The 20,611-nt window shown below is 37.8% G+C and carries 20 protein-coding genes; 4 read left to right on the top strand and 16 right to left on the bottom strand.

Annotation, left to right across the window (positions count from 1 at the left end; all coding sequences use genetic code 11):
* Positions 1 to 4 precede the first annotated feature (4 nt).
* From FXX65_RS05220 to FXX65_RS05210, 3 genes are read right to left on the bottom strand one after another with little or no spacing between them, the layout of a single operon-like run.
* Positions 5 to 796, bottom strand: a complete 792-nt coding sequence (locus FXX65_RS05220) for a WecB/TagA/CpsF family glycosyltransferase (RefSeq protein ID WP_147615380.1) — start codon at positions 794 to 796, stop codon at positions 5 to 7.
* Complete coding sequence (locus FXX65_RS05215) at positions 775 to 1,584, bottom strand: RsmE family RNA methyltransferase (protein ID WP_147615379.1); 810 nt, start codon at positions 1,582 to 1,584, stop codon at positions 775 to 777. The genes FXX65_RS05220 and FXX65_RS05215 overlap by 22 nt, the downstream gene beginning before the upstream one ends.
* 6 nt (positions 1,585 to 1,590) lie before the next feature.
* Positions 1,591 to 3,096, bottom strand: a complete 1,506-nt coding sequence (locus FXX65_RS05210; RefSeq protein ID WP_187116224.1) for a S41 family peptidase — start codon at positions 3,094 to 3,096, stop codon at positions 1,591 to 1,593.
* Between the two features lie 152 nt (positions 3,097 to 3,248).
* Here FXX65_RS05210 and FXX65_RS05205 point away from each other — a divergent pair, with 152 nt between their 5' ends.
* Both FXX65_RS05205 and lgt read left to right on the top strand, forming a co-directional pair.
* Positions 3,249 to 4,391 carry a nucleotide-binding protein gene (locus FXX65_RS05205; RefSeq protein ID WP_147615377.1) on the top strand — a complete coding sequence of 381 codons (1,143 nt, stop codon included), beginning with the start codon at positions 3,249 to 3,251 and terminating at the stop codon, positions 4,389 to 4,391.
* Between the two features lie 34 nt (positions 4,392 to 4,425).
* Positions 4,426 to 5,421, top strand: a complete 996-nt coding sequence (lgt, locus tag FXX65_RS05200; protein WP_147615376.1) for a prolipoprotein diacylglyceryl transferase — start codon at positions 4,426 to 4,428, stop codon at positions 5,419 to 5,421.
* 125 nt (positions 5,422 to 5,546) lie between these two features.
* Here lgt and tkt read toward each other — a convergent pair whose 3' ends face one another.
* From tkt to FXX65_RS05155, 9 genes are all read right to left on the bottom strand, one after another.
* Positions 5,547 to 7,517, bottom strand: coding sequence for a transketolase (tkt, locus tag FXX65_RS05195; RefSeq protein WP_147615375.1), 1,971 nt, complete (start codon positions 7,515 to 7,517; stop codon positions 5,547 to 5,549).
* 32 nt (positions 7,518 to 7,549) lie between these two features.
* A complete protein-coding gene (locus tag FXX65_RS05190) occupies positions 7,550 to 8,011 on the bottom strand; it encodes a PTS sugar transporter subunit IIA (protein ID WP_147615374.1) in 462 nt (153 codons plus the stop codon).
* Between the two features lie 27 nt (positions 8,012 to 8,038).
* Positions 8,039 to 9,490 carry a hypothetical protein gene (locus FXX65_RS05185; RefSeq protein ID WP_147615373.1) on the bottom strand — a complete coding sequence of 484 codons (1,452 nt, stop codon included), beginning with the start codon at positions 9,488 to 9,490 and terminating at the stop codon, positions 8,039 to 8,041.
* A 55-nt stretch (positions 9,491 to 9,545) separates the two neighbouring features.
* Positions 9,546 to 10,193 (bottom strand): CBS and ACT domain-containing protein, encoded by a 648-nt coding sequence (locus tag FXX65_RS05180; protein WP_147613163.1) that lies wholly within the window; start codon positions 10,191 to 10,193, stop codon positions 9,546 to 9,548.
* 65 nt (positions 10,194 to 10,258) lie between these two features.
* Complete coding sequence (locus tag FXX65_RS05175) at positions 10,259 to 10,963, bottom strand: ABC transporter ATP-binding protein (RefSeq protein ID WP_147615644.1); 705 nt, start codon at positions 10,961 to 10,963, stop codon at positions 10,259 to 10,261.
* 45 nt (positions 10,964 to 11,008) lie between these two features.
* The gene (locus FXX65_RS05170; protein WP_147613164.1) at positions 11,009 to 11,812 is read right to left on the bottom strand and encodes an ABC transporter ATP-binding protein; all 804 of its coding nucleotides are present in this window, start codon (positions 11,810 to 11,812) and stop codon (positions 11,009 to 11,011) included.
* A 3-nt stretch (positions 11,813 to 11,815) separates the two neighbouring features.
* Positions 11,816 to 12,832: a branched-chain amino acid ABC transporter permease gene (locus FXX65_RS05165; RefSeq protein ID WP_147613165.1), complete on the bottom strand. Its 1,017-nt coding sequence runs from the start codon at positions 12,830 to 12,832 to the stop codon at positions 11,816 to 11,818.
* A 10-nt stretch (positions 12,833 to 12,842) separates the two neighbouring features.
* Positions 12,843 to 13,742 (bottom strand): branched-chain amino acid ABC transporter permease, encoded by a 900-nt coding sequence (locus tag FXX65_RS05160; RefSeq protein ID WP_147615372.1) that lies wholly within the window; start codon positions 13,740 to 13,742, stop codon positions 12,843 to 12,845.
* Positions 13,743 to 14,126: 384 nt separating this feature from the next.
* The gene (locus FXX65_RS05155; protein WP_147615371.1) at positions 14,127 to 15,266 is read right to left on the bottom strand and encodes an ABC transporter substrate-binding protein; all 1,140 of its coding nucleotides are present in this window, start codon (positions 15,264 to 15,266) and stop codon (positions 14,127 to 14,129) included.
* Positions 15,267 to 15,530: 264 nt separating this feature from the next.
* Here FXX65_RS05155 and FXX65_RS05150 point away from each other — a divergent pair, with 264 nt between their 5' ends.
* A complete protein-coding gene (locus FXX65_RS05150) occupies positions 15,531 to 17,993 on the top strand; it encodes a methyl-accepting chemotaxis protein (RefSeq protein WP_147615370.1) in 2,463 nt (820 codons plus the stop codon).
* Positions 17,994 to 18,222: 229 nt separating this feature from the next.
* Here FXX65_RS05150 and FXX65_RS05145 read toward each other — a convergent pair whose 3' ends face one another.
* The 3 genes from FXX65_RS05145 to FXX65_RS05135 are packed head-to-tail and all read right to left on the bottom strand — an operon-like array spanning position 18,223 to position 20,037.
* A complete protein-coding gene (locus FXX65_RS05145; protein WP_147613169.1) occupies positions 18,223 to 18,459 on the bottom strand; it encodes a hypothetical protein in 237 nt (78 codons plus the stop codon).
* An 11-nt stretch (positions 18,460 to 18,470) separates the two neighbouring features.
* Positions 18,471 to 18,989, bottom strand: a complete 519-nt coding sequence (gene rplQ / locus FXX65_RS05140; protein WP_147615369.1) for a 50S ribosomal protein L17 — start codon at positions 18,987 to 18,989, stop codon at positions 18,471 to 18,473.
* Positions 18,979 to 20,037, bottom strand: a complete 1,059-nt coding sequence (locus FXX65_RS05135; RefSeq protein WP_147613171.1) for a DNA-directed RNA polymerase subunit alpha — start codon at positions 20,035 to 20,037, stop codon at positions 18,979 to 18,981. The genes rplQ and FXX65_RS05135 overlap by 11 nt, the downstream gene beginning before the upstream one ends.
* On the opposite strand from FXX65_RS05135, the gene FXX65_RS05130 reads away from it, so the two are divergent.
* Positions 20,031 to 20,213: a hypothetical protein gene (locus FXX65_RS05130; RefSeq protein WP_147613172.1), complete on the top strand. Its 183-nt coding sequence runs from the start codon at positions 20,031 to 20,033 to the stop codon at positions 20,211 to 20,213. The genes FXX65_RS05135 and FXX65_RS05130 overlap by 7 nt on opposite strands.
* A 6-nt stretch (positions 20,214 to 20,219) precedes the next feature.
* On the opposite strand, the gene rpsK is transcribed toward FXX65_RS05130, so the two are convergent.
* The gene (gene rpsK / locus FXX65_RS05125; protein WP_147613173.1) at positions 20,220 to 20,600 is read right to left on the bottom strand and encodes a 30S ribosomal protein S11; all 381 of its coding nucleotides are present in this window, start codon (positions 20,598 to 20,600) and stop codon (positions 20,220 to 20,222) included.
* Positions 20,601 to 20,611 lie beyond the last annotated feature (11 nt).

Genomic DNA, 20,611 nt, shown 5'->3' with positions numbered 1-20,611 from the left:
AACTCTATGAGTTCTTTTTAAAAAGCCTGTACCAAACTAAAAGGATTATATAACGGATAAAAGGAAAAAACAAAAACAGCTTTAGAGGATTCCGTAAGATTTCTGGCCAAATCTCAAGGCCTTTATCAAAAGTTGTTTCTTTTACGCGTTTTAACCTTTCAGAAAAAATTCCAATGCAGTCTTTGTAATACAAAAAAATGCTCGAAGAAAATTCATTTCTGTGGTTGTATGCCCAAAGATTTTTTTCTTTTATGCCTTCGCTAACAATTACAAGCGAGGGCGAAGATTTGTAGATTGCCTGCACGATATCTTCTTCAACTTTTTTTGAATGGTAGCCAACATAACGCCCGACAATCTGTAGTTCAGGAAAAGTTTCTCGTACATTTCGCTCTGCAAGTTGCAAGGATTTTTTTCTTCCGCCGAGCAAAAAAAGCGATTTATAATGATTTTCCATTGAAGAAAGAATCGTTATGACCGCTTTAAAAGGATTGTAGCGCACAGGAATGTCTTTTTTTAGAAAACGTGCTCCTTTTATGAGGCTCAACGATATTGGCAAAATCAAATCCGCAGTTTTTAAATATTGACTAAAGGATTTTTTTTGATTGCGCCCTTTTAAAAGATCCCAAATGGATAGAAAAACAATCTGCTTTGGACCTGGTTTTGCCAAAATTTCAAGTATAACATCGTCCATGTCTTCGTTTTTACAGACGTCAACTGGCACACCTACTATATTTATTCTTTTTATTTTACTTTTAAAAGAATTTTGTTCTTCATTTATAAACTCGTCGTTTTCCATAATTTTTTTCCTGTTATTGCAGATTGCAAACAAGCAGTGCCGTAAAGTGCTGCGGTTTCGCAACGCAAAATATTAGTTTCAAAATGAATTGGAATAATCCCTTTTTCAAGGAAAAAATCTATCTCTTTGGGGCTTATTCCACCTTCGGCACCACAAAAAATTGCACAATGCCTTATCGCTTTAAAATTTACAAGCGCTTCGTACAGATTTTTTGTCTTTAAACTTCGCTCATAAAGCACGCAAGCAAACGATTTTTCTTTATCTCCTTCCGAAATTTCATTCCAAACATTACAAGCATCTTCAAGCGTTAAAGGTTGTAGAATTTCAGTTGCGATTGGACTCCCACTTTGTTGGCGAGCCTCTTTTATTATACGCTCATAACGGTCGTTTTTGAATTTTTTTTCGGCAGTATACGATTCGCAAAATTCACCAATAACAGGAATCAATTTTTTGACACCGCATTCAACCGCCTGTCTTAAAATAAAATCCATCTTTGAACTTTTTGGCATAAATTGAAAAAGATAAAAATCGGTTTGGCTTTCATATTCGCTTTGATTTTCACCTTTTTTTAAAGGAAAAGACGGATTGCAAACTTGTAGAATTAAATGTTTATCTTTTTCGTCGATTTTAGAAACAGTAGCATCCAAAAGTGAACCGTCAGGAATTCTAAGACAAATCATATCTCCAGTGGTAAGACGCAAAACTTGAGCCAAATACTTATAATCCTTGCCAGAAATTTTTACGAGGCCTTCGCTGTTTGGACTTACGCAAGAGATAAACTGTCGCATTCTAATTTATTTTTTTTCATTCTTTAAAGATTCTTCATTTGCAGACGCTTCTTGCTGAAGTTCTTTTAAAGTTTTTGTGCTTAATACGAGTTTTGAAAATTCATCCTTAGACAACGTCAAAATATCCAAAGCCGCGTTCAACTGAATATCCCAATCCAAATCATAAAGGAGAGTTCCTTTTGTGCGGTTAACTTCGTTTCGGATTATCTTTCTAAGGCTTGAAAGTTCAATCTCTGTATACTTTGCTTTTAAAACTTTTGCATACTGAGCAATCTGCGCCTCCGTCATATCTTTGTGCGATTCCACATATTTTGAAACTTCATCGCTTTTTAAAAGTTGTGTATATTGTTTTTCGCCTTCTTCGTTTAATTCAGGAAAAAGAACTTCCTTATCTGGCGGAATTCCGATTTTGTCGATATTGGTGTCGCTCGGAGTATAATAACGCGCCATCGTAATTTTTATTCCATCTGTAGAAGAAAGTGGCAAAACCTGCTGAACAGAGCCCTTCCCATAAGTGCGTTGCCCAACAAGATATGCAAGGTGATTGTCTTTTAGAGCACCAGAAAGAATTTCAGAGGCAGAGGCTGAACCTTTATTTATAAGAACTACGATTGGAATTCCTTTTGGAAAAGTCGTCTTTTTTGGGCTTGCTGTAAAAACCGAATTTTCAAAAGCAAGGCGGCTCTTTGTAGAAACTATTGGTCCATTATCAATAAATTTGTCGGCAACCGCATATACAGAAGTTATTAAACCGCCTGGATTGTTTCTTAAATCTATTATTAACGATGAAATTTGCTCTTTTTGAAAAGCGTCCAAAGCCTGCTGAACTCGCTCTGCGGTCTGCGGAGTAAATTCTATAATTCTCATATAGCCCACAGTTCCGACTTTTTTTGCTTCTTTTATGATTCCGTATTTTACGGTTGGAACTTCGATTATTGCACGAGTAAGCGTTACTGGAAATTCTATATTTTTACCACGACGAATAACAAGGTCAACTTTTTCGCCTACTGGCCCTCTCAAAATATCCAAAACTTGATCCATAGTTATAGTTGAAGTATCAACGCCGTCTGCGCTTATTATAAAATCGCCTGCCAAAATTCCTGCTCTAAAACCAGGCGTATCTTCGACTGGAGAAGCAACTTCGACATAAGCTGGTTTTTCTGAAGTCGATTCCATAGGTTTTGAAATTGAAAGTCCAACCCCACCAAAATTTCCCTTTGTCGTATCATTTAAACTTCTAAAAGTTGAACTATCAAGGTAGAGCGTGTAAGGGTCGTTCAATGCCTCTAACATTCCTTTTAAAGCACCGTGATATAAAGCTTCTGGGTCAACTTCGTCAACATAATTGCGCTGAACAAAGTCAAAAACTCCGTTCATCATTTCCATATATTGTTGGGATTTTTTGTTTATTTCAGAAGACGAGGTTGCAGATTGTGCAAAACACTGGGAAGCAAATATGGCCGAAAACAAAAAAACAGCGGTCACATTAAACAAGTGCGATAATTTTTTCATGGGATTCATTTTAGACTTCAACAGATTTTAACGCAATAGAAACCTTGGCGCATAGGAGGACGCATAGGAGGGCGCATATTTTCAAAAACATCTATTAACAACATAAAAACACCCCCACTATATTTTATGAACTGACTATGTTACAATAGCGTATGCAAATAATTCCTGTAGCAAGCGGTAAAGGCGGAGTTGGAAAAAGCCTCCTTTCTGCAAATCTTGCAATAACCTTGGGGCAAGCGGGTAAAAAAGTAATACTTGCCGATTTAGATTTAGGAGCGTCAAACCTTCATCTTGTAATTGGGCAAGCCGCTCCAAAAAAAGGAATTGGAACACTTTTGACCGGCGAATCAACTTTTGACGAAATAATACAAAAGACCGAATACGAAAATGTTTCATTCATCGCTGGCGATTCTGAAATTCCAGGCTTAAGTTCAATAAAAGCGTTTCAAAAAAACAGTCTTATAAAAAAATTGCGCTCTCTCGACTGCGACTATCTGATAATAGACTTGGGAGCAGGAACCCATCTTACAATTCTCGATTTATTTTTGCTTTCTCCACAAGGAATCGTCGTAAGTGCGCCGACGGTTACAGCAACTTTAAACGGATACCTTTTTTTAAAGAATATTGTATTTAGATTGATGGCAACCTCGTTCAAAAAAGACAGCGACGCTGCAAAATATCTTGAAAAATTAAAAAATGACTCTGCATCTCTTCAGCGCCTTTACATTCCAAAACTCATAGAAACTCTAAAACAGGTCGACCCAACAAGTACTGCAGTTTTTGAAGAGAGAATGAAACAATTCCATCCCAGACTTGTCATGAATATGATTGACGAACCAAAGGATGCCGACAAAGCTCTAAAAATCCGTCGTTCCTGTCAACAATATTTAGGACTCGACGTAGAATCTTTGGGAGTTATCTACAGGGACAGCTTGCAAGACAAGGCACTTTCTTCTCGCTTGCCAGTTGTAGTTTATAAACCAAATTCTGTAATAAGCCAGGCAATTTACAGGATTGCAGAAAAAATCCTCCAAAGCGAAACGATTAAATTTGGAGACAACTTTGGAGATTTGAATTTAGATTCAACTTACGAATTGACTTCTGAAGAAGCAAACGACGATTATTCTCAAAAACTTTCATATATAGAAGATTTGGTTGGAACTGGAGCGTTGAGCATGGGCGAACTTGCAGAAACGATAAAAACCCAACAATACGAAATTACTCAACTAAAAAAAGAAAACCTTTTGTTAAAATCAAAACTTGTAAAAGCCGCTTCTCAGGGCTTTAAAGTTTGAAAAATTTACGCAATATAAATTTTAGGATACGAAAATGAATTTTTTACCGCTTTATATCAATTATCCTTCTTGGATTAAGCCAGAAATTTTTCCCGGAGTTCCGATTTTAGGGCTGATACGCTGGTATGGACTTATGTATATTTTTGCTTTTGGAACCGCTTTTTTGATTTTGAAAAAATTGATGAAAGAAGGCTCGTTGGATTTTACGCGCAAAGACGGAACTCTCGTAAAAACAACAGAAGATGATATATTTAGTTTTATTGCAACAGGAATCGTTTTTTTGCTTGTAGGTGCAAGGATTTTTTCGACTTTAGTATACGACACTTCTGGCATTTACTACCAAAAACCTTGGCTCATATTTTGGCCTTTTAGCTCAACCGGACAATTTACAGGCTTAGCTGGTATGAGTTACCACGGCGGTTTTATTGGTGGACTTTTGGGAATGATCTTTTGGTGCAAAAAAAACAAACGCCCAACTCTAAAATGGATTGACGCTATGGTTACAGCAATTCCTTTGGGTTACACTTTTGGAAGACTCGGCAATTATCTGAACGGAGAATTATACGGAAGAATAACGACAATGCCATGGGGAACAATTTTTCCTGGTGCAGAGCGATTCTCTTCTTCAATCCCATGGGTAAAAGAGTTTGCACAAAAATGCGGACTTTCTGTAACTTCTACACTTGTAAACCTGCCACGACATCCAAGTCAACTCTACGAAGCAATTTTTGAAGGTTTGGTTCTGTTTGCAATAATATTTTTACTTCGCAAAAAAAAGCCGTTCGACGGATTCCTTGCTGCAATATACACCGCAGGATACGGACTTTTTAGATTTGTAATTGAATATTTTAGAGAGCCAGACGCAGACATAGGCTACAGAATCTCACAAGAAACTAACGCACCCTTGTATTTAAACACTTCTCTTTTAAATATTTCGACAGGGCAAATCCTGTGTATGCTTATGATTTTAGGCGGAATTTTACTTGGAGTATTGAGCTTTTACTTGAGCAAAAAACAAAGGCAAAAATAAACGGTGGGGAAAAATCGTCCATCGGTTTTTACAAAAAATTTAAAATAAAAAAAAGGTTGCCAAACATTTTTTCCGTTTGAAGCAACCTTTTTTATTTAGATAAAAAATCTTACCTTACGAAATGCTTATTCGCTTATCAATTTTGCAAGATTTTCTGCTGTAAAGCCTAGAGATTTTGCAACTTCCTTTGCAGGACCTGATTCTCCAAAACGGTCGATTGTGAAAAGCTCTTTTTTACTCGTGGCAATTCCTTCCCATCCGCAAGAACATCCAGCTTCCACAACAAAAACTCGTTTAGCTCCGCCTAAGATTTTATTTTTAAAATCTTCATCTTGCTCTTCAAAAAGTTTTTTATCAATCATAGAAACGACGCGAACTTTTTTTCCTTCAACCATTTTGCAAACTTCTAAAGCCATATTTACTTCAGAACCTGTAGCGACGATTGTAAAGTCAGGCTGCTCGTTCAAGCCTTTTACAACATAAGCACCTTTTTTTATGTTTTCTTTCCAGTGCGAATCTTCTTTTTCGTAAACAGGAACATTTTGCCTTGTCAATGCCAAAATCACAGGATGGTCGTTGCTTTGCATTGCTATATTCCAGGCGGCAACAGTTTCCTCGGCATCTCCTGGTCTTAAAACCTGAACATTCGGAATTGCACGCAAAGCGGCCAAATGCTCTATTGGTTGATGTGTTGCACCGTCTTCGCCTACAAAAATAGAATCGTGGGTCAAAATATAGATTACAGGCTGCTTCATTATCGCTGCCAATCTTATGGAAGGGCGCATATAATCGCTAAAAACCAGATATGTTGCAACAAATGGGCGAATTCCGCTGTGAACGCACATTCCAAGCGCTTCGCTTGCCATGCCAAATTCTCGAATTCCGTATTCGATTGAACGTCCACTTCGATTTTCTGGAGAATAAGTTCCACCGTCGCACTTCATTCCAGACTTATTTGAACCTTTTAAATCTGCACTGCCGCCTACAAGGTATGAATATTTTAGACCGAGGGCGCTTATCATATCTCCACTTGCAGTTCTCGTTGCAACGTTATCGCCTGCTTTGTAGGATTTTTCCTCCGACTGCCCATCAGGGATTCCTTCATAAGACGCTTTCCAAGATTTTGCAAGTTCAGGATTTTCTTTCTCCCACTCTTCAAAATCCTTATTCCAATCCGATTCAAATCTTGCAAAAATTTCTTTTTTATCGTTAAAGTATCTTAAGCTGTCTGGGTCTACATAAAAAAATTCAGAAGGATTTATTCCCAAATTCTTTTTCGTTGCAGCAACGTCTTCGTCGCCAAGTGGCTCACCGTGAACAGAAGCTGTTCCTTCTTTTGGTGCAAATTTACCAATCACAGAACGCAACATTATGAGCGAAGGTTTATCTGTGCATTTTTTTGCTTTTTCAATCAATTTTAAAAGACCTTTTACATTGTACATATCGCCTTTTAAAACTTGCCAGCCATAAGCTTCGTAACGCTTTCCGATATCTTCTGTAAAAGTTATGTCCGTAGACCCGTCGATTGAAATTTTATTCTGGTCGTAAAAGACAATAAGTTTGCCAAGTTTATTATGTCCCGCAAAAGATGATGCTTCAGAAGAAACTCCTTCTTCAAGACAGCCTTCGCCGCAAAGGGCATAAGTGTAATGGTCTACGATTTTATGATTTTTTGTGTTGTATTTTTGCGCTTGGATAGTTTCGGCCATCGCCATGCCAACAGCAATCGCAATTCCCTGACCAAGAGGTCCAGAAGTATTTTCTACACCGTCAGTGCAACCATATTCTGGATGTCCCGGACAAAGTGAACCAATCTGTCGAAAATTCTTAATATCTTCTAAACTTACCTTATAACCACTCAAATACAAAATTGAATACAGCAACATAGAGCCGTGTCCAGCCGAAAGAACAAAGCGATCTCTATCTGCCCATTTTGAGTTGGCAGGATTGTGTTTTAGAACCTCTCCGTACAAAACAGCAGCAAGTTCAGCGCATCCAAGAGGGAGTCCGGGATGACCCGATTTTGCTTTCTGGATGGCATCGATTGACAGGCTGCGAATCGTTTTTGCAACGGCAGCAATTCCTTTTGTGTCCATAAAAAACCCCTTAAAATATTTAAGAACTCAAACTAATCAAGCTGGGTCAACGGATAAATCTCGTCGATTCCAAGTTTTAATTCGAGTGCTTTTTTAAAATCAGATTTTGCCAAAAGGCGTGCTAAGCGAGAAATCATTTGCAAATGAGTCTTAACAGAACTTGAAAGCGGAATAATCATAGTGCGAACCATCAAACCGTCCATTGCGTGCATATCAATCGGTTCTTTTAAATGGCAGATATAAATTCTCTGGTTTATATCTTCTTTTAAAATAGGATGCTGCGAATGAGGAATTGCAATTCCATTGCCAACCGCTGTGCTCAAAATGGATTCTCTTGCACAAAGGGCATCGTACAAAACTCTAGGAGCAAGCTCTTTTGGTAAATCAATTTTTGAACAGATTGATTTGAACACCTCTGTTGCTGTCTCTCCTTCAATATCCTTATAAATACCACCCAAGCGCAAATATTCACCGATATTTATATCAGAAATCATCTAGGAAGCCTCCAGCAAATAAAAAAATTAAATCACCTTGAATTGCTTTGAACGGAATTTATCAATAGCGGTCATCAGTTCTGGGCGGATATCTTCAAAATTGCATTCCATACCTTCGAGAGATAATTTTAGTGCAAGCTTATCGTCTTCTTTGCAATCTGCACTTCCAGTAAGCAACTCCAAAATCCTAGAGATATGAGTGTAAAGTTGAGAAAGAGTTACCAATTCCTGTTGAGGAAATTCTTCGATATCGTCTCCAACTCCAGCAATTTCATAGAATAAATCGCCAACTTTTGAATACAAGTCCAAGGCTTTGTGACGAAGCGCTCCTGTTGCAAAATCTGCAAACCAGTTGTAATGCTTTCGTAATATAGCACTTCTACTCATAATTTGCAATGTAAACAACTCCATTTCATCTTCGCTCAACTCAATTCCGCCCGGCAAAACTTTTTTGATAATCATAGAAATATCGTCGATTTTTTCATAAAGTTGGTCTTTTATAAGGCAATCAATCAAACAGGCAGGCATCTCTATCGATGGAAAGCACGCTTCCAATCCGTAATTTAAAAAATCCTTGTTCCAGCTTCCAACCGCAGGTACATCTTCTCCTTTTTTCCAGAGGCGAGTTTCTACGCCAAAAAGTTCCATAGAAATTTTTTTAGATTCCGCTAAAAACTCGTGAATAGAGCCACAAGCACTCGTGCAAAGATTTTTTTTGCTTTCAAAAAAGGCAAAACACAACTGCTGCTCAATGCTTTTGCAAGGACCCATTTTTTCAAAACAGGAAAGAAGAGAATTTTCGAGGATTGTATTCCATTGCCGCCTATCATCAAGCTCAGAATTTAAAATGAACGGATTTTTTTGATGCTCAAGTATCGGGCAGATTTCTATAATCCCTTTATCCCAATCTAAAAGTTTGCACAAAATCCTGTCGCCTTTTTTTAAAGGAGAATCTTCAAATATTCTTTCTAACGAGATTCCCGTCATCTTTAACTTGGGAGGAAGTTCAAAATTGTTACCTGCAAGATTTAGTTCAGTATTTACAGGATCCGCAGCAATATACTGGCTCGAATATTCATCTCCAAAAAAAGTAAACAAATCCCTTGCTGTGTTGCAGTCTGTTTCCATTGTTTTTTTAGAAAGGATTTTGTCTTTATATACAAATTTTAACTGGCAGGAAAGAATTTCGCTATCTACAAACGGAAGGCATCTGTCGCCAGGAATAAAAAGCGTTTGATCGAGTTCCTGTTGAGTTGGAACAAAACTAAAATACATTCCTGTAAAAGCAGCTGCTCTAGTCAAATAATATCGTCCATTAAGAGACAAAACCCTGTCGTCATTGTCGAGAAAATCTAAAATTTCTTCCTTATCGATTTTTTCGCCAAACGATTTAAGAATTGAATTTACATCGCTGACTGTAAAGGGCTTATCGTAAGTTCTTAAAAAACGAGTTATTGATTTTTCTACAGTTGCATCCATATATATAAAATAATGCTCGTCCGCCTGTGCCGTCCATAAAAAAAAGAATCGGAGTTTATTTTGTCTGCCTTATATCAAGAATTTCTATATTAAGAGAAGAGATTATTTCTTTTACAGCAGGCAAATCTAAATTTCCAATCTTCATCGTAACAGTTCTCTTTGAAACATCGCAACCTTCAGAAGTTACGAGAGATACAATATTTCCGTTTTTAGCAGCAACCGCTTCTGCGATGCGCGCAAGTTCGCCAGGTTTTTCCGCCAATTCAACAACGGCTCTAACTCCAGGATAGCGAGCGCCAAACATAGTTATAAAAGCACCAAAAAGGTCAACTTCTGTAATAATTCCTGTTAAGATATTGTCTTTCATAACAGGTAGACAGCCAATTTTTTCGTCCGCCATTATTCTTGCGGCCTCTTCAACAACTTCGTCTGCATCTACAGTTCTTACTTTTTTTACCATTATTTTTTCAACTTTGAGTTTTGAAAGAAGATATCCCAATTCGTAAATGTCCAGGGTCGATGCACTAGAAGGACCTGCTTTTAAGAGATCGTTTTTTGTAACAATTCCAATCAATTTGTTTGATTTATCAAGAATTGGTAATTTGCTTATTTTTTCTTTAACCATCAATGCCTTTGCGTCTGTAACAGAAGTTTCCGGAGAAATGTAAATTGGATTTTTGCTCATAAAGTCGCTAACTTTCATATAATAGCCTCCCTTTTTTTATACTTTTTGCTCAGTCATAATTTTAAGTCCCAGTCATTCAAAAATCAACCACCAAGATAGGCAGCTTTTACAGAAGGGTCGTTTATTAAATCTTTTGCATCGCCAGAAGAAGCGATGTTGCCGGTCTCCAAAATGTAAACTCGATCTGCAATGCTCATCGCCTTGTACGCGTTTTGTTCAACGAGGAGAATTGTTGTTCCGTCTTCGTTTATTTTCTTTACTATCTCAAAAATTTCATCAACCAAAATAGGAGCCAGCCCCATGCTCGGTTCGTCCAGCAAAAGCAGTTTTGGATTTGCCATTAAACCGCGCCCCATCGCAAGCATCTGCTGCTCTCCACCAGAAAGTGTTCCTGCCAGTTGATGCAATCGTTCTTTCATTCTAGGAAAAAGTTCAAAAACTTTTTCCATATCGTTTTTTATCTGGGCTTTATCGTTTCGTATAAATGCACCCATCTCGAGATTATCTTTTACGCTCAAATTTGCAAAAACTCGTCTTCCTTCTGGAACGTGGATTAAACCCCTGTACACGATTTGTGCAGGAGCGAGCGATGTAATATCTTCACCTCTAAAAATAACAGAACCGCTCTGCTTTTTTATCAAATTAGAAAGAGAATGCAAAGTCGTGGTTTTTCCTGCTCCATTAGAACCGATTAGAGAGATGATTTCACCTTGCTGAACATCAAAACTTATTCCTTTTAAAGCACGAATTGCACCGTAGTTTACAACCAAATCTTTTACTTCAAGCATAGTATCTGCCATATTTTCTCCCATAAAAAAAATGAACTCTAATCGCTACGCCAAAGAGTCCGCTTCTGAACCAAGATAAGCCTTTATAACTTCCGGATTAGACTTAATTTCAGAAGGGAGCCCGCTCGCTAAAACCCGTCCATAGTTTAAAACATAAAGCCTCTCGCAAATACCCATAACGAGTTTCATATCGTGTTCAATTAAGAGAATTGTCAAATTGAATTCTTTCCGTATAAACGAAATTAAATCCATCAGCTCCTTTGTTTCCTGCGGATTCATTCCTGCGGCAGGTTCGTCGAGCAAAAGCAAAGTTGGATTTGCCGCAAGCGCACGACAAATTTCTAGTTTGCGTTGTTCGCCGTAAGGCAAGTTAGAAGAAAGTTCATCCTCTTTTTTATCCAACCCAAACAACGCTAAGAGTTTTCTTACGCGAATGGTCATTATTTTTTCGTCTTCTAAAAATCTTTTAGTGTGGAACAAAACGTCAAATGGATTTACCTGCCTTTGACTGTGCATTGCAATCCTTACATTGTCGCTTACAGAAAGATTTCCAAAAAGTCTTATATTCTGAAAAGTTCTTGCAATTCCCAAAAGGTTCAACTTTGCTGGAGTTTTTTTATTTACAAGACTTTCTTTTCCGTCCTTGTCAAAAAAAGATATTTTGCCGCTTGTTGGCGTGTAAATTCCCGAAAGCATATTGAATACAGTAGTCTTGCCCGCACCATTTGGACCTATGAGCCCAACGAGTTCGCCTCTGTGCAAATCCATACTAAATCCGCTTACCGCTTTTAATCCGCCAAAAACAATAGAAATATCATCTGCACGAAGGATTAAATCATTTTCGCTCATAACCTACTCCCCCGTTTTTCCATTTTGATTTGATTTTGATTTTTTTATTTTAGATTTAAAAAAATCAAAGCTGTGAACAAAACTCAATTCTTTCATTCCCATAAGCCCCTGTGGCCTAAAAAGCATTACAGCAATCAAAACGACAGGATAGAACAAAAGCCTGTAATTTCCTAAGAATCGCAAAACTTCTTGAACAGAAGTAAGCACAAACGCCGCAATGACGGTTCCGCTTATGCTGCCCATTCCGCCTAAAACCACAAAGATAAGCATATTTACAGAGTTGTTAAACGAAGCGAGGTCTGGTTTTATAAAGCCAATTATTGGAGCGTAAAGCGCACCGCCCAAACCGCCAATAAAAGATGCAATTACAAAACCCATCATCTTGTATTTAAAAATGTTTACTCCGTTGGAATTAGCTGCAATTTCATCTTCTCTGACCGCTTTTATTGCACGCCCATAAGTTGAACGCAAAAAGTTCTGCAATAAAACTATTACAACAATAAGCATTCCAACACTAACCGCATAACTTAGAGCAGGTCCCCAATCCAAATCGTCGCGCATAAAACTGTATTTTAAACTTTTACCGTTTGCGCCGCCTGTTATCGATTTTAAATTTATCAAAATAACGCGAACAATTTCGCCAAAAGCAAGCGTTACTATCGCAAGATAGTCGCCGTCGAGTTTTAAAGTTGGGAAGCCTATTAAAAAACCAAAAATCGCTGCAATAAAAGGAGCAATGAGCATTGCAACAGGAATAGGAAGCCCCAAATCCTGACTAAAAATAATAACAGAATAAGCGCCAATCGCTTCAAATGCGCATTGCCCCAAAGTAAGCTGACCAACAATGCCGCTCACCATATTTACAGAAATTGCAATCGTCGCGTTAATGCCTGCCATAGTTAAAATCTGCGAAGAATAAGCGTCAATAATCCCAAGTTTAATCAAAGCAAACGGAACCAAAATCGAACAGAGTGCAACAACAAACGGAATTGCAAAATTCTTTGTTTTAAAACTAATCATCTTATCCCCCTTAAACCTTAACCCTTATCTTTTTACCCAAGAGTCCAGCAGGTTTTACAAGGAGAATTACAATCAAAATGCAGTACGAAATTGCATCCGCATATTGAGATGAAAGATACGCTTTAACCATAGTTTCTGCAACGCCAAGAATAATTCCACCAACCATCGCACCAGGAATAGAACCAATACCTCCAAGAACCGCCGCAACAAAGGCCTTTAATCCAGGAATGTAGCCCATCATCGGGTCAATTTGAGGATAAGCGGTTGCATACAAAACGCCACCAGCGCCAGCAAGGACAGAGCCAATAACAAAAGTGATTGCAATCGTTTTGTTTATGTTGATGCCCATCAAACTCGAAGCCCCAAGGTCAAAACTTACAGCACGCATCGCTTTTCCAGTTTTTGTATAATTTACAACATAGTTTAAAACAATCATCAATGCAGCGGACAAAACTATTACGATAATCTGAACATTCGAAATCGTACCAAAACAAAAGTTAAAATTTTTAGCAGCCAGTGTAGGAAACGAGCGAGGCTCAGGTCCAACAAACGGTAAAATTCTCATAACGTTCTGTAAAATAAGTTCAACAGCAATCGCAGTAATGAGCGAATTGAGCCTCGGACTATTGCGCAAAGGTCTATAAGCGAGTCTTTCAATGACGAGACTCAACAAACCGCAAAAAATCATAGCAACAATAAAAGCGCAAACCATGCCAATGGGTGTAGTTCCCATAGCGCACAGGACAAAATAACCAGCGTAAGCGCCAACCATCATAACGTCGCCATGTGCAAAATTTATCAACTTAACAATGCCGTAAACCATCGTATAACCAAGGGCAATCAAGGCATAAATACTTCCCAAAGAAAGTCCATTGATAAGTTGCTGAACAAAAATCGATCCGGCGTTCAAACTTATCCTCCGTCAAATTTCTCCGTAGTATTCTAAGGAAAAACCTCTATTTAGTAAATCGCAAGAGAATAAGGAGCACAGCCCTAGTCAAACCTGCTTTTCGCGGTTCCGCTTACGCTCCATTGGCGTAAAAACGCCAACGCTGCGCGCCGCTACAATCAGGGCTAAAAATTTTTATTTACACACACAATTTTTTTTATCGCATACAAAAATTCGTTTTTAAACAAAACGAGTATAAAAAGTTAGCCCTGTTACGCGTAAGTAGAAATTATCATACTGGCGCGGAATGCAATGGAGCAAAAAGCCGCCCATAAAATAAAAAAAACACCGAAAGACTTTTGACCTTCGGTGCAAAATTTAGAAATTCAATTTTTTATTCAAAATTTACGGTTCAACAGTTGTATTGTATACAGCGGTAAATTTTCCGTCTTGTTTTACAAGTTTTACCATTACTGCAGATTTTACAGGATTTCTGTTTTCGTCAAAAGTAAGATGTCCTGTAACATAGTTTCCATCGAGTGCTTTAAGAGCATCTCTAACTTTTGTGCTGTCGCTGGAGCCTGCTTTTATTATTGAATCTCTAAGCATATAAACGGCATCGTATCCGAGTGCTGCAAAAGCGGTAGGAGTTTTTCCGTCGTATTTTGCTCTAAAGTTGTCAACAAAAGTTTTTACCGCACCTTCTGTGGAATCTGCCGCATAGTGATTAGAATAATATCCGTTTAAAACTTCTTCGCCAGCGTCTACTGTAAGACCGTCCCAGCCGTCTGCCCCAACGATTGGAGTTGTTATTCCCTGCGCACGCAACTGTTTTGCAATCAACGAAATTGTTCCGTAATAGTCTGGAAGATAGACAAAATCCGGTTTTGCATTTTTTATTTTTGTAAGTTGAGCGTTAAAGTCTTTATCGCCAGTGCTGTAAGATTCCTGTGCAACGATAGTTCCGCCACCATTTGTAAAAGTTTTTACAAAATTTTCTGTCAAACCAGATGAATAGTCGTTTCCAATGTCGTAAAGAATTGCAGCTTTTTTTACGCCCAAAGATTCAAGGGCAAATTTAGCACCAACAGTTCCTTGGAAAGGATCTATAAAGCATGCTCTAAAAACGTAATCGCCAGCACTTGTTATAGCAGGTGCTGTTGCAGCAGGAGCAATCATCAAAACTTTTTGTGCCTGTGCCAAAGAAGTTATCGCCATTGTACAGCCAGAAGTGAGTGAACCGATGATGAGTTTTGCCTTGTCCTTTGTCACGATTTTTTTATAAGCATTTACAGATTTTTCAGGATTTCCTTCGTCATCCTCGCTGATTATTTCGATCTTTTTGCCGTTAATTCCACCAGCATTGTTTATTTCTTCAGCAGCAAGTTTTATTCCGTTTATACATTCTGTTCCGTAAACCGCAACTGCTCCTGAATAAGGACCTATTGCGCCAATTTTAATTGTATCTGCGGATTTTTCGCCGCAAGAAGTAAAAGCCATAAGACCTGCCATTGCAAAAACGGCAGCTTTAAAAACTTTTTTCATTTATTTTCCTCCGAAAAATTAAGTGTGGCTAAATATAATTTAGTCGTGCTAAATCCTAATTATTTTTTCAATTTTAGTAAAGATATAAAAATCAGTAATATCGTTTGCTACACGGAATATTAGATAACAGTAAAAGCTTGCATTAAATTTTTTGTTCAAAAGTGACTGGCTTATCCGCTAGTATAATTGAATATTTTATATTGTTTTAAGATTCGTCCTATAAGATAAATTCGCTCATTTTCTGAAAAGTGTAGGAGACACTAAATGAATAAAAAAATTATAACTTTTTTAACTCGCTCCTTAATCGATGCAACAGGGCGAAACATGTGGAAAGGAATCGTTTCTGAATGCAAAAAGGATCAGGTGCCTTTAATCACTTTTAGGGGTCCAGTTCTAAACAAGGGACCAGGTTCAATAATCTATGAGCTTATAAACGACGACACTTTTGCAGGAATAATCTCTTGGGCTTCATCCGATGTTGACCAGTCAACCTATGATTATTACAAGCGTTTTAGTAAAACTCCTCTAGTTTGCATGACTTTTAAAATTGAAGGAAAACCTCTCATCGTAACAGATTGCAAAACAGGCATCATAGAATTGATAGACCATCTAGTAGAATTTCATGGCTACAAAAAAATAGCGTTTATTCGAGGGCCAGAAAATCACGTATATGCACGCGAACGATATGAAGGATACCTTGAAGGTCTAAAAAAACACAATCTCGACGTAAGAAAAGATTTAATTTCCGAATGTGGATATTGGTCATTAAAAGATGGCGCAAACGGCATAGAAACATTTTTAAAAAGGGGATTAAAACCCGGCACAGATTTTGAAGCAGTAATTGGCGTAGGCGACAATGTTGCCATTGGAGCGCAGGAAGAATTGCAGCGAAGAGGTTACGACATTCCAAGCGATGTTGCAGTTTGTGGATTTAACGGAACTGAAGATGCAGCCTGGTCAAATCCGTCTATAACTTCTGTGGAAATGCCATTTTACGGGCAGGGTGTTCAAGCATACAAAACGCTTAAGGCAATCTTTAATAACCAACCATACGAGATGGAATTTAAATACAAAACAAAACTCGTTCCAGGTGAATCTTGCGGTTGCACCTCGCTTTCCGTAAAAAATGCTTATTTTGAAAACATAAAAAATGCAAACGATTCATCGGCAAGAAGCAAAGGTCTTTTTAAGGCAAAAAATAATGAAGACGCCCAAGTTGATGAATCTCAAATCATAAAAAAATTACAAACTAGTACATGGCAAAATCAATTAAAAGAAAAAATAATAAAACTTTCGCAGGAAGATCGTTTTTCAAATCAAAATAGCTTAGAGTTTTTTAAAGATTTTGCAGGAAGTTACATTTCCTCGTTGATTGGAGAGTGCTTAAACGGAAATTCAAAATCTGCATTCATCAAAACGATTTCAAAAGGATTAAATAAATTTTCAAAAGTATCAAAAGAGTTTTTTGTTTGGCAAAATATGATTTCTACAACAAGGATTTCTCTTTTGCAAGAATTAACTTCTTTAAATTCGTTTTATGCAAAGGCAGAAAATCTTTTCCAACAGGCTAGAATTCTTGTTGATGAAATTGACAGTCGCATTCAAAAACAGGCAAACCTTTTAGAAACAAGAAAAGAAGCAGTTTTGCGCCAGATAAGCACAGATATTCTTTCCTGCTCAGATATTCCAAAACTCCTCGAATTGATTGAAAAATCAATTTTAAAACTTGGAATGACAGGTTGCTATGTTGCACTTTACAACGATTGCAAATACACGGAGCAAAACAAGCAAATTCCTCAAACAAGCCGCCTTGTGCTTGCAGTAAAAAAAGGTGAACACATTGCACTTCCAGAAGGTGGATTAAATTTCAATACTTCCGAAATAATTCCAGATTCCATAAATAACAGCGGAGACTTTGCAATTTACGAAGTCGAATCCTTACACTATCAAAATCGCTATTTGGGATATATCGTGTTTGAGTCGTTAGATGACAACGGAATTGCATATTCAACCCTGCGCGATCAAATTTCATGCTCTCTTAACAGCGCACTTTTATTGGAACAACGGATAAAAAGCCGTGCTGTGTTAGAAAATACGATGCATGCAATGACAGAAAAAGCGGACGTCGTATCGACACATTCGGAGCGCATTTTTGAAAATATCAATTCAATTTCAAAATCGATGGATTCAACAACATCCAATATCAAAAATATCTCCGACAACATTAACACTGTGGCTTCGACAGTAGATGTAGCAAACAAGATGATTACAGAAGCAAGCTCTTCTATAACAACTCTTGTTCAGAGCACTGACGAAATAACAAAAGCGATTCACATGATAAACGACATTGCAGAAAAGACAAATGTACTCGCTTTAAACGCCGCTATCGAAGCAGCTCATGCTGGAGATGCCGGAAGAGGATTTAGCGTTGTTGCAAAAGAAGTAAAATCTTTGGCTGCACAAACGGTTTCTTCAACTTCAGCAATTCAAGATTTGGTAGAAAAAAATACAGAAAACACAAAACAGGTTGAAGAAGTAATTCTTTCGACAAATAAAGCGATAAAGACAATTTCTAGTCTTTCAGAAAACATAAAAGCGTCTATAACAGATCAAGTTTCTGCTGCATCAACAATTTCAAGTCAGCTCCAGGATACAACTGCAGGAACTCAACAAATATCATCTGCAATAGTCGAAATTGCAAAAGTCGGAGAAAACTTAAAACTGTAAATTGTCTCTAAGTCAAAATGATAAAAATCATTTTGAAATAAAAGCCTCATCTTTAGATTAACTTGTCAATTGCCTGAAAAATAAATGCAAACGCTAATTTTATTAAGAGAAGTTGAAAATAAAATCAAAATTTGGGGATTTTTTTGTGCATATTGCACACATATCGATTAAAAAAAAATAAAGCCACCCTTACAAAAACGAAGGGTGGCGTAGAGCACAAAAGCTTACATTAAGCTTGTGCTTCTTCAGTTGCAGGAGCGTCTGCCACAGCAGGTTTTGCTTTTCTTGCTTCTACTCTTGCAGCATTTTTAAGTGCAGCGTTACAGAATTTACATACTTTTACAGTTGCACCGTCAATCTCTTTTTCATAGAGAGTTTTGATATTTTCGTTACCGCAGCGTGGGCATTTTCCACGTCCGTGGCTTGGTTCGGTACGAACACCGGTTCCGCGATGTGCTTTAGACATAAGTTAACTCCTTATTTTGCTTCTTCAGCAGCAGGAGCTGCTTTTGCAGTCTTTGCTTTAGCTGGTGCTTTTTTTGCAGCAGGCTTTTTTGCAGGTTTTTCAGAAGCATCTGATTTTGGTTCTGCCTTTTTAACAGCCTTTGCTGGCTTTTCTTTAGATTCTTCAGTTGGAAGCTTGTAGTCAACCAATTCAAGAATAACCATATCTGCAGCATCACCCTGACGAAATCCTATTTTAAGGATACGAGTGTAACCACCTTTGCGATCCTTCATTCTTGGACCAAGTTCTGTAAAAAGTTTATTCAAAATCTTTTCATCTTGAATGAACTTTCCAGCAATACGGCGGTTGTGTACAGAGTCAACCTTGCTGCGTGTAATCAATTTTTTAGCAGCCTTACGAACTTCTTTTGCTTTAGCACTTGTAGTCGTAATGCGTTCAAATCTGAAAAGTGAAGTTACCATATTTCGCGACATTGCACGGCGATGTGCGGTCGTGCGCGAAAGAGGATTAAAACCATTCTTATGATTCATCGGATTCTTCCTTTTGCTTTGGATTTGCCAAATTTACATTCTTAAGATGACTGTAATCTGTCATTCCAAGTGTAAGACCCCATTCAAGGAGCTTTTCTTTAATTTCAGTAAGAGATTTTTTACCAAAGTTTCTTGTTTTGGCAATATCATCTTCTGTCTTGCGTGTCAATTCTCCGATTGTACGGATATTTGCATTTTTAAGACAGTTTGAAGAGCGAACAGAAAGTTCCAGTTCTTCTACAGGAGTATTGAGCAAGGAACGAACCCTTTCATCACCTTCATCCATATCGTCTGAACTTGAAACATCGTTGTCGCTAAAGTTTACAAAAATTGAAAAATGATCTTTTGCAATCTTTGCTGCTTCAGCAAGCGCATCTTCTGGAGAAATCGTACCATCAGTCCAAACTTCAAGAACCAATTTATCGTAGTCGTTTCTTTCACCAACGCGACAAGGTTCAATAGCATACTTAACCTTGCGAACAGGAGAAAAAATTGCATCCATAGGAATGGTGCCTACAATTTCTACATAATTACCGTTTACTTCTGCAGGGACATAACCTCTTCCAAGGTCAACCTGAAATTCAATGCTAAGGTTTGCACCTTCCATCATTGTAAATACAGGAACATCCTTTGTAAGAACTTCTAATTGCCCTTCTTTTTCAAAATCATTGCTTGTTACTTTTCCAGGACCTTTAAAATCAAAAAGGAGAGTATCCTGCTCTGCGTCGTTAGCAAGCTTAAAGCGAATCATCTTTAGGCTGTTCAAAATTTCAAGTGTATCTTCTGAAACATTTGCTATTGAATCAAATTCGCTTTGAATTACACGAGGTACACCCTCAGCATCGTATGAAGTAATCCTTACAGAAGTTACCGCATATCCCTGAATTGAAGAAAGAAGCACTCGGCGGAGTGTATTTCCAATCGTTGTACCAAATCCTGGTTCAAACGGATATGCTGTAAATTTTCCATAATTTGGATTTGTTTCGAGATGTTCAAATGTAATACCCTTTGGTTTTTTGAAACCTTTCAAGAGGTTTTTACGTGCCATCTGAACTCCTTTTATTTACGCTCAACAAAGAGCCATCTATAACGACCAGTCAAAAGACCAGCCATCTAAATACTTTTACTCAGGAATATTCCCGATTAAAACCTAACTTTTACAAACCTTTGAGCAGATTTAATGATAAAAATGGATATTACAAAGAACATCCATTTCATCACTAAAACTAACTACATGCGGCGAGTTTTGCGTGGACGACATCCGTTGTGTGGGATTGGAGTAACATCGGAAATCGATTTTACTTTTAGTCCCAAAGTTCCAAGAGCACGAACAGCATTTTCGCGACCCATTCCTGGACCTTTTACGAATACGTGAACTTCACGCAGACCATAACTTACAGCTTTCTGTACTGCAGTTTCTGTAACTGTCTGTGCAGCAAATGGAGTTGATTTTTTCGCTCCACGAAAGCCGAGTCCGCCAGAAGATGCCCATGAAAGAGCATTTCCGTTTAAGTCGGTAATTGTTACGATAGTATTGTTGAACGTAGCCTGGATATATACGTTTCCTTCGTATACGCTCTTCTTTTCCTTTCGTTTTTTTACGGTAGCCATTAATTAAATCC

It is taken from the genome of Treponema pectinovorum (assembly GCF_900497595.1).
Classification (GTDB): domain Bacteria; phylum Spirochaetota; class Spirochaetia; order Treponematales; family Treponemataceae; genus Treponema_D; species Treponema_D pectinovorum.
Note: the sequence above shows the minus strand (reverse complement) of the source record. Positions and strands in the feature narration are given on the sequence as shown.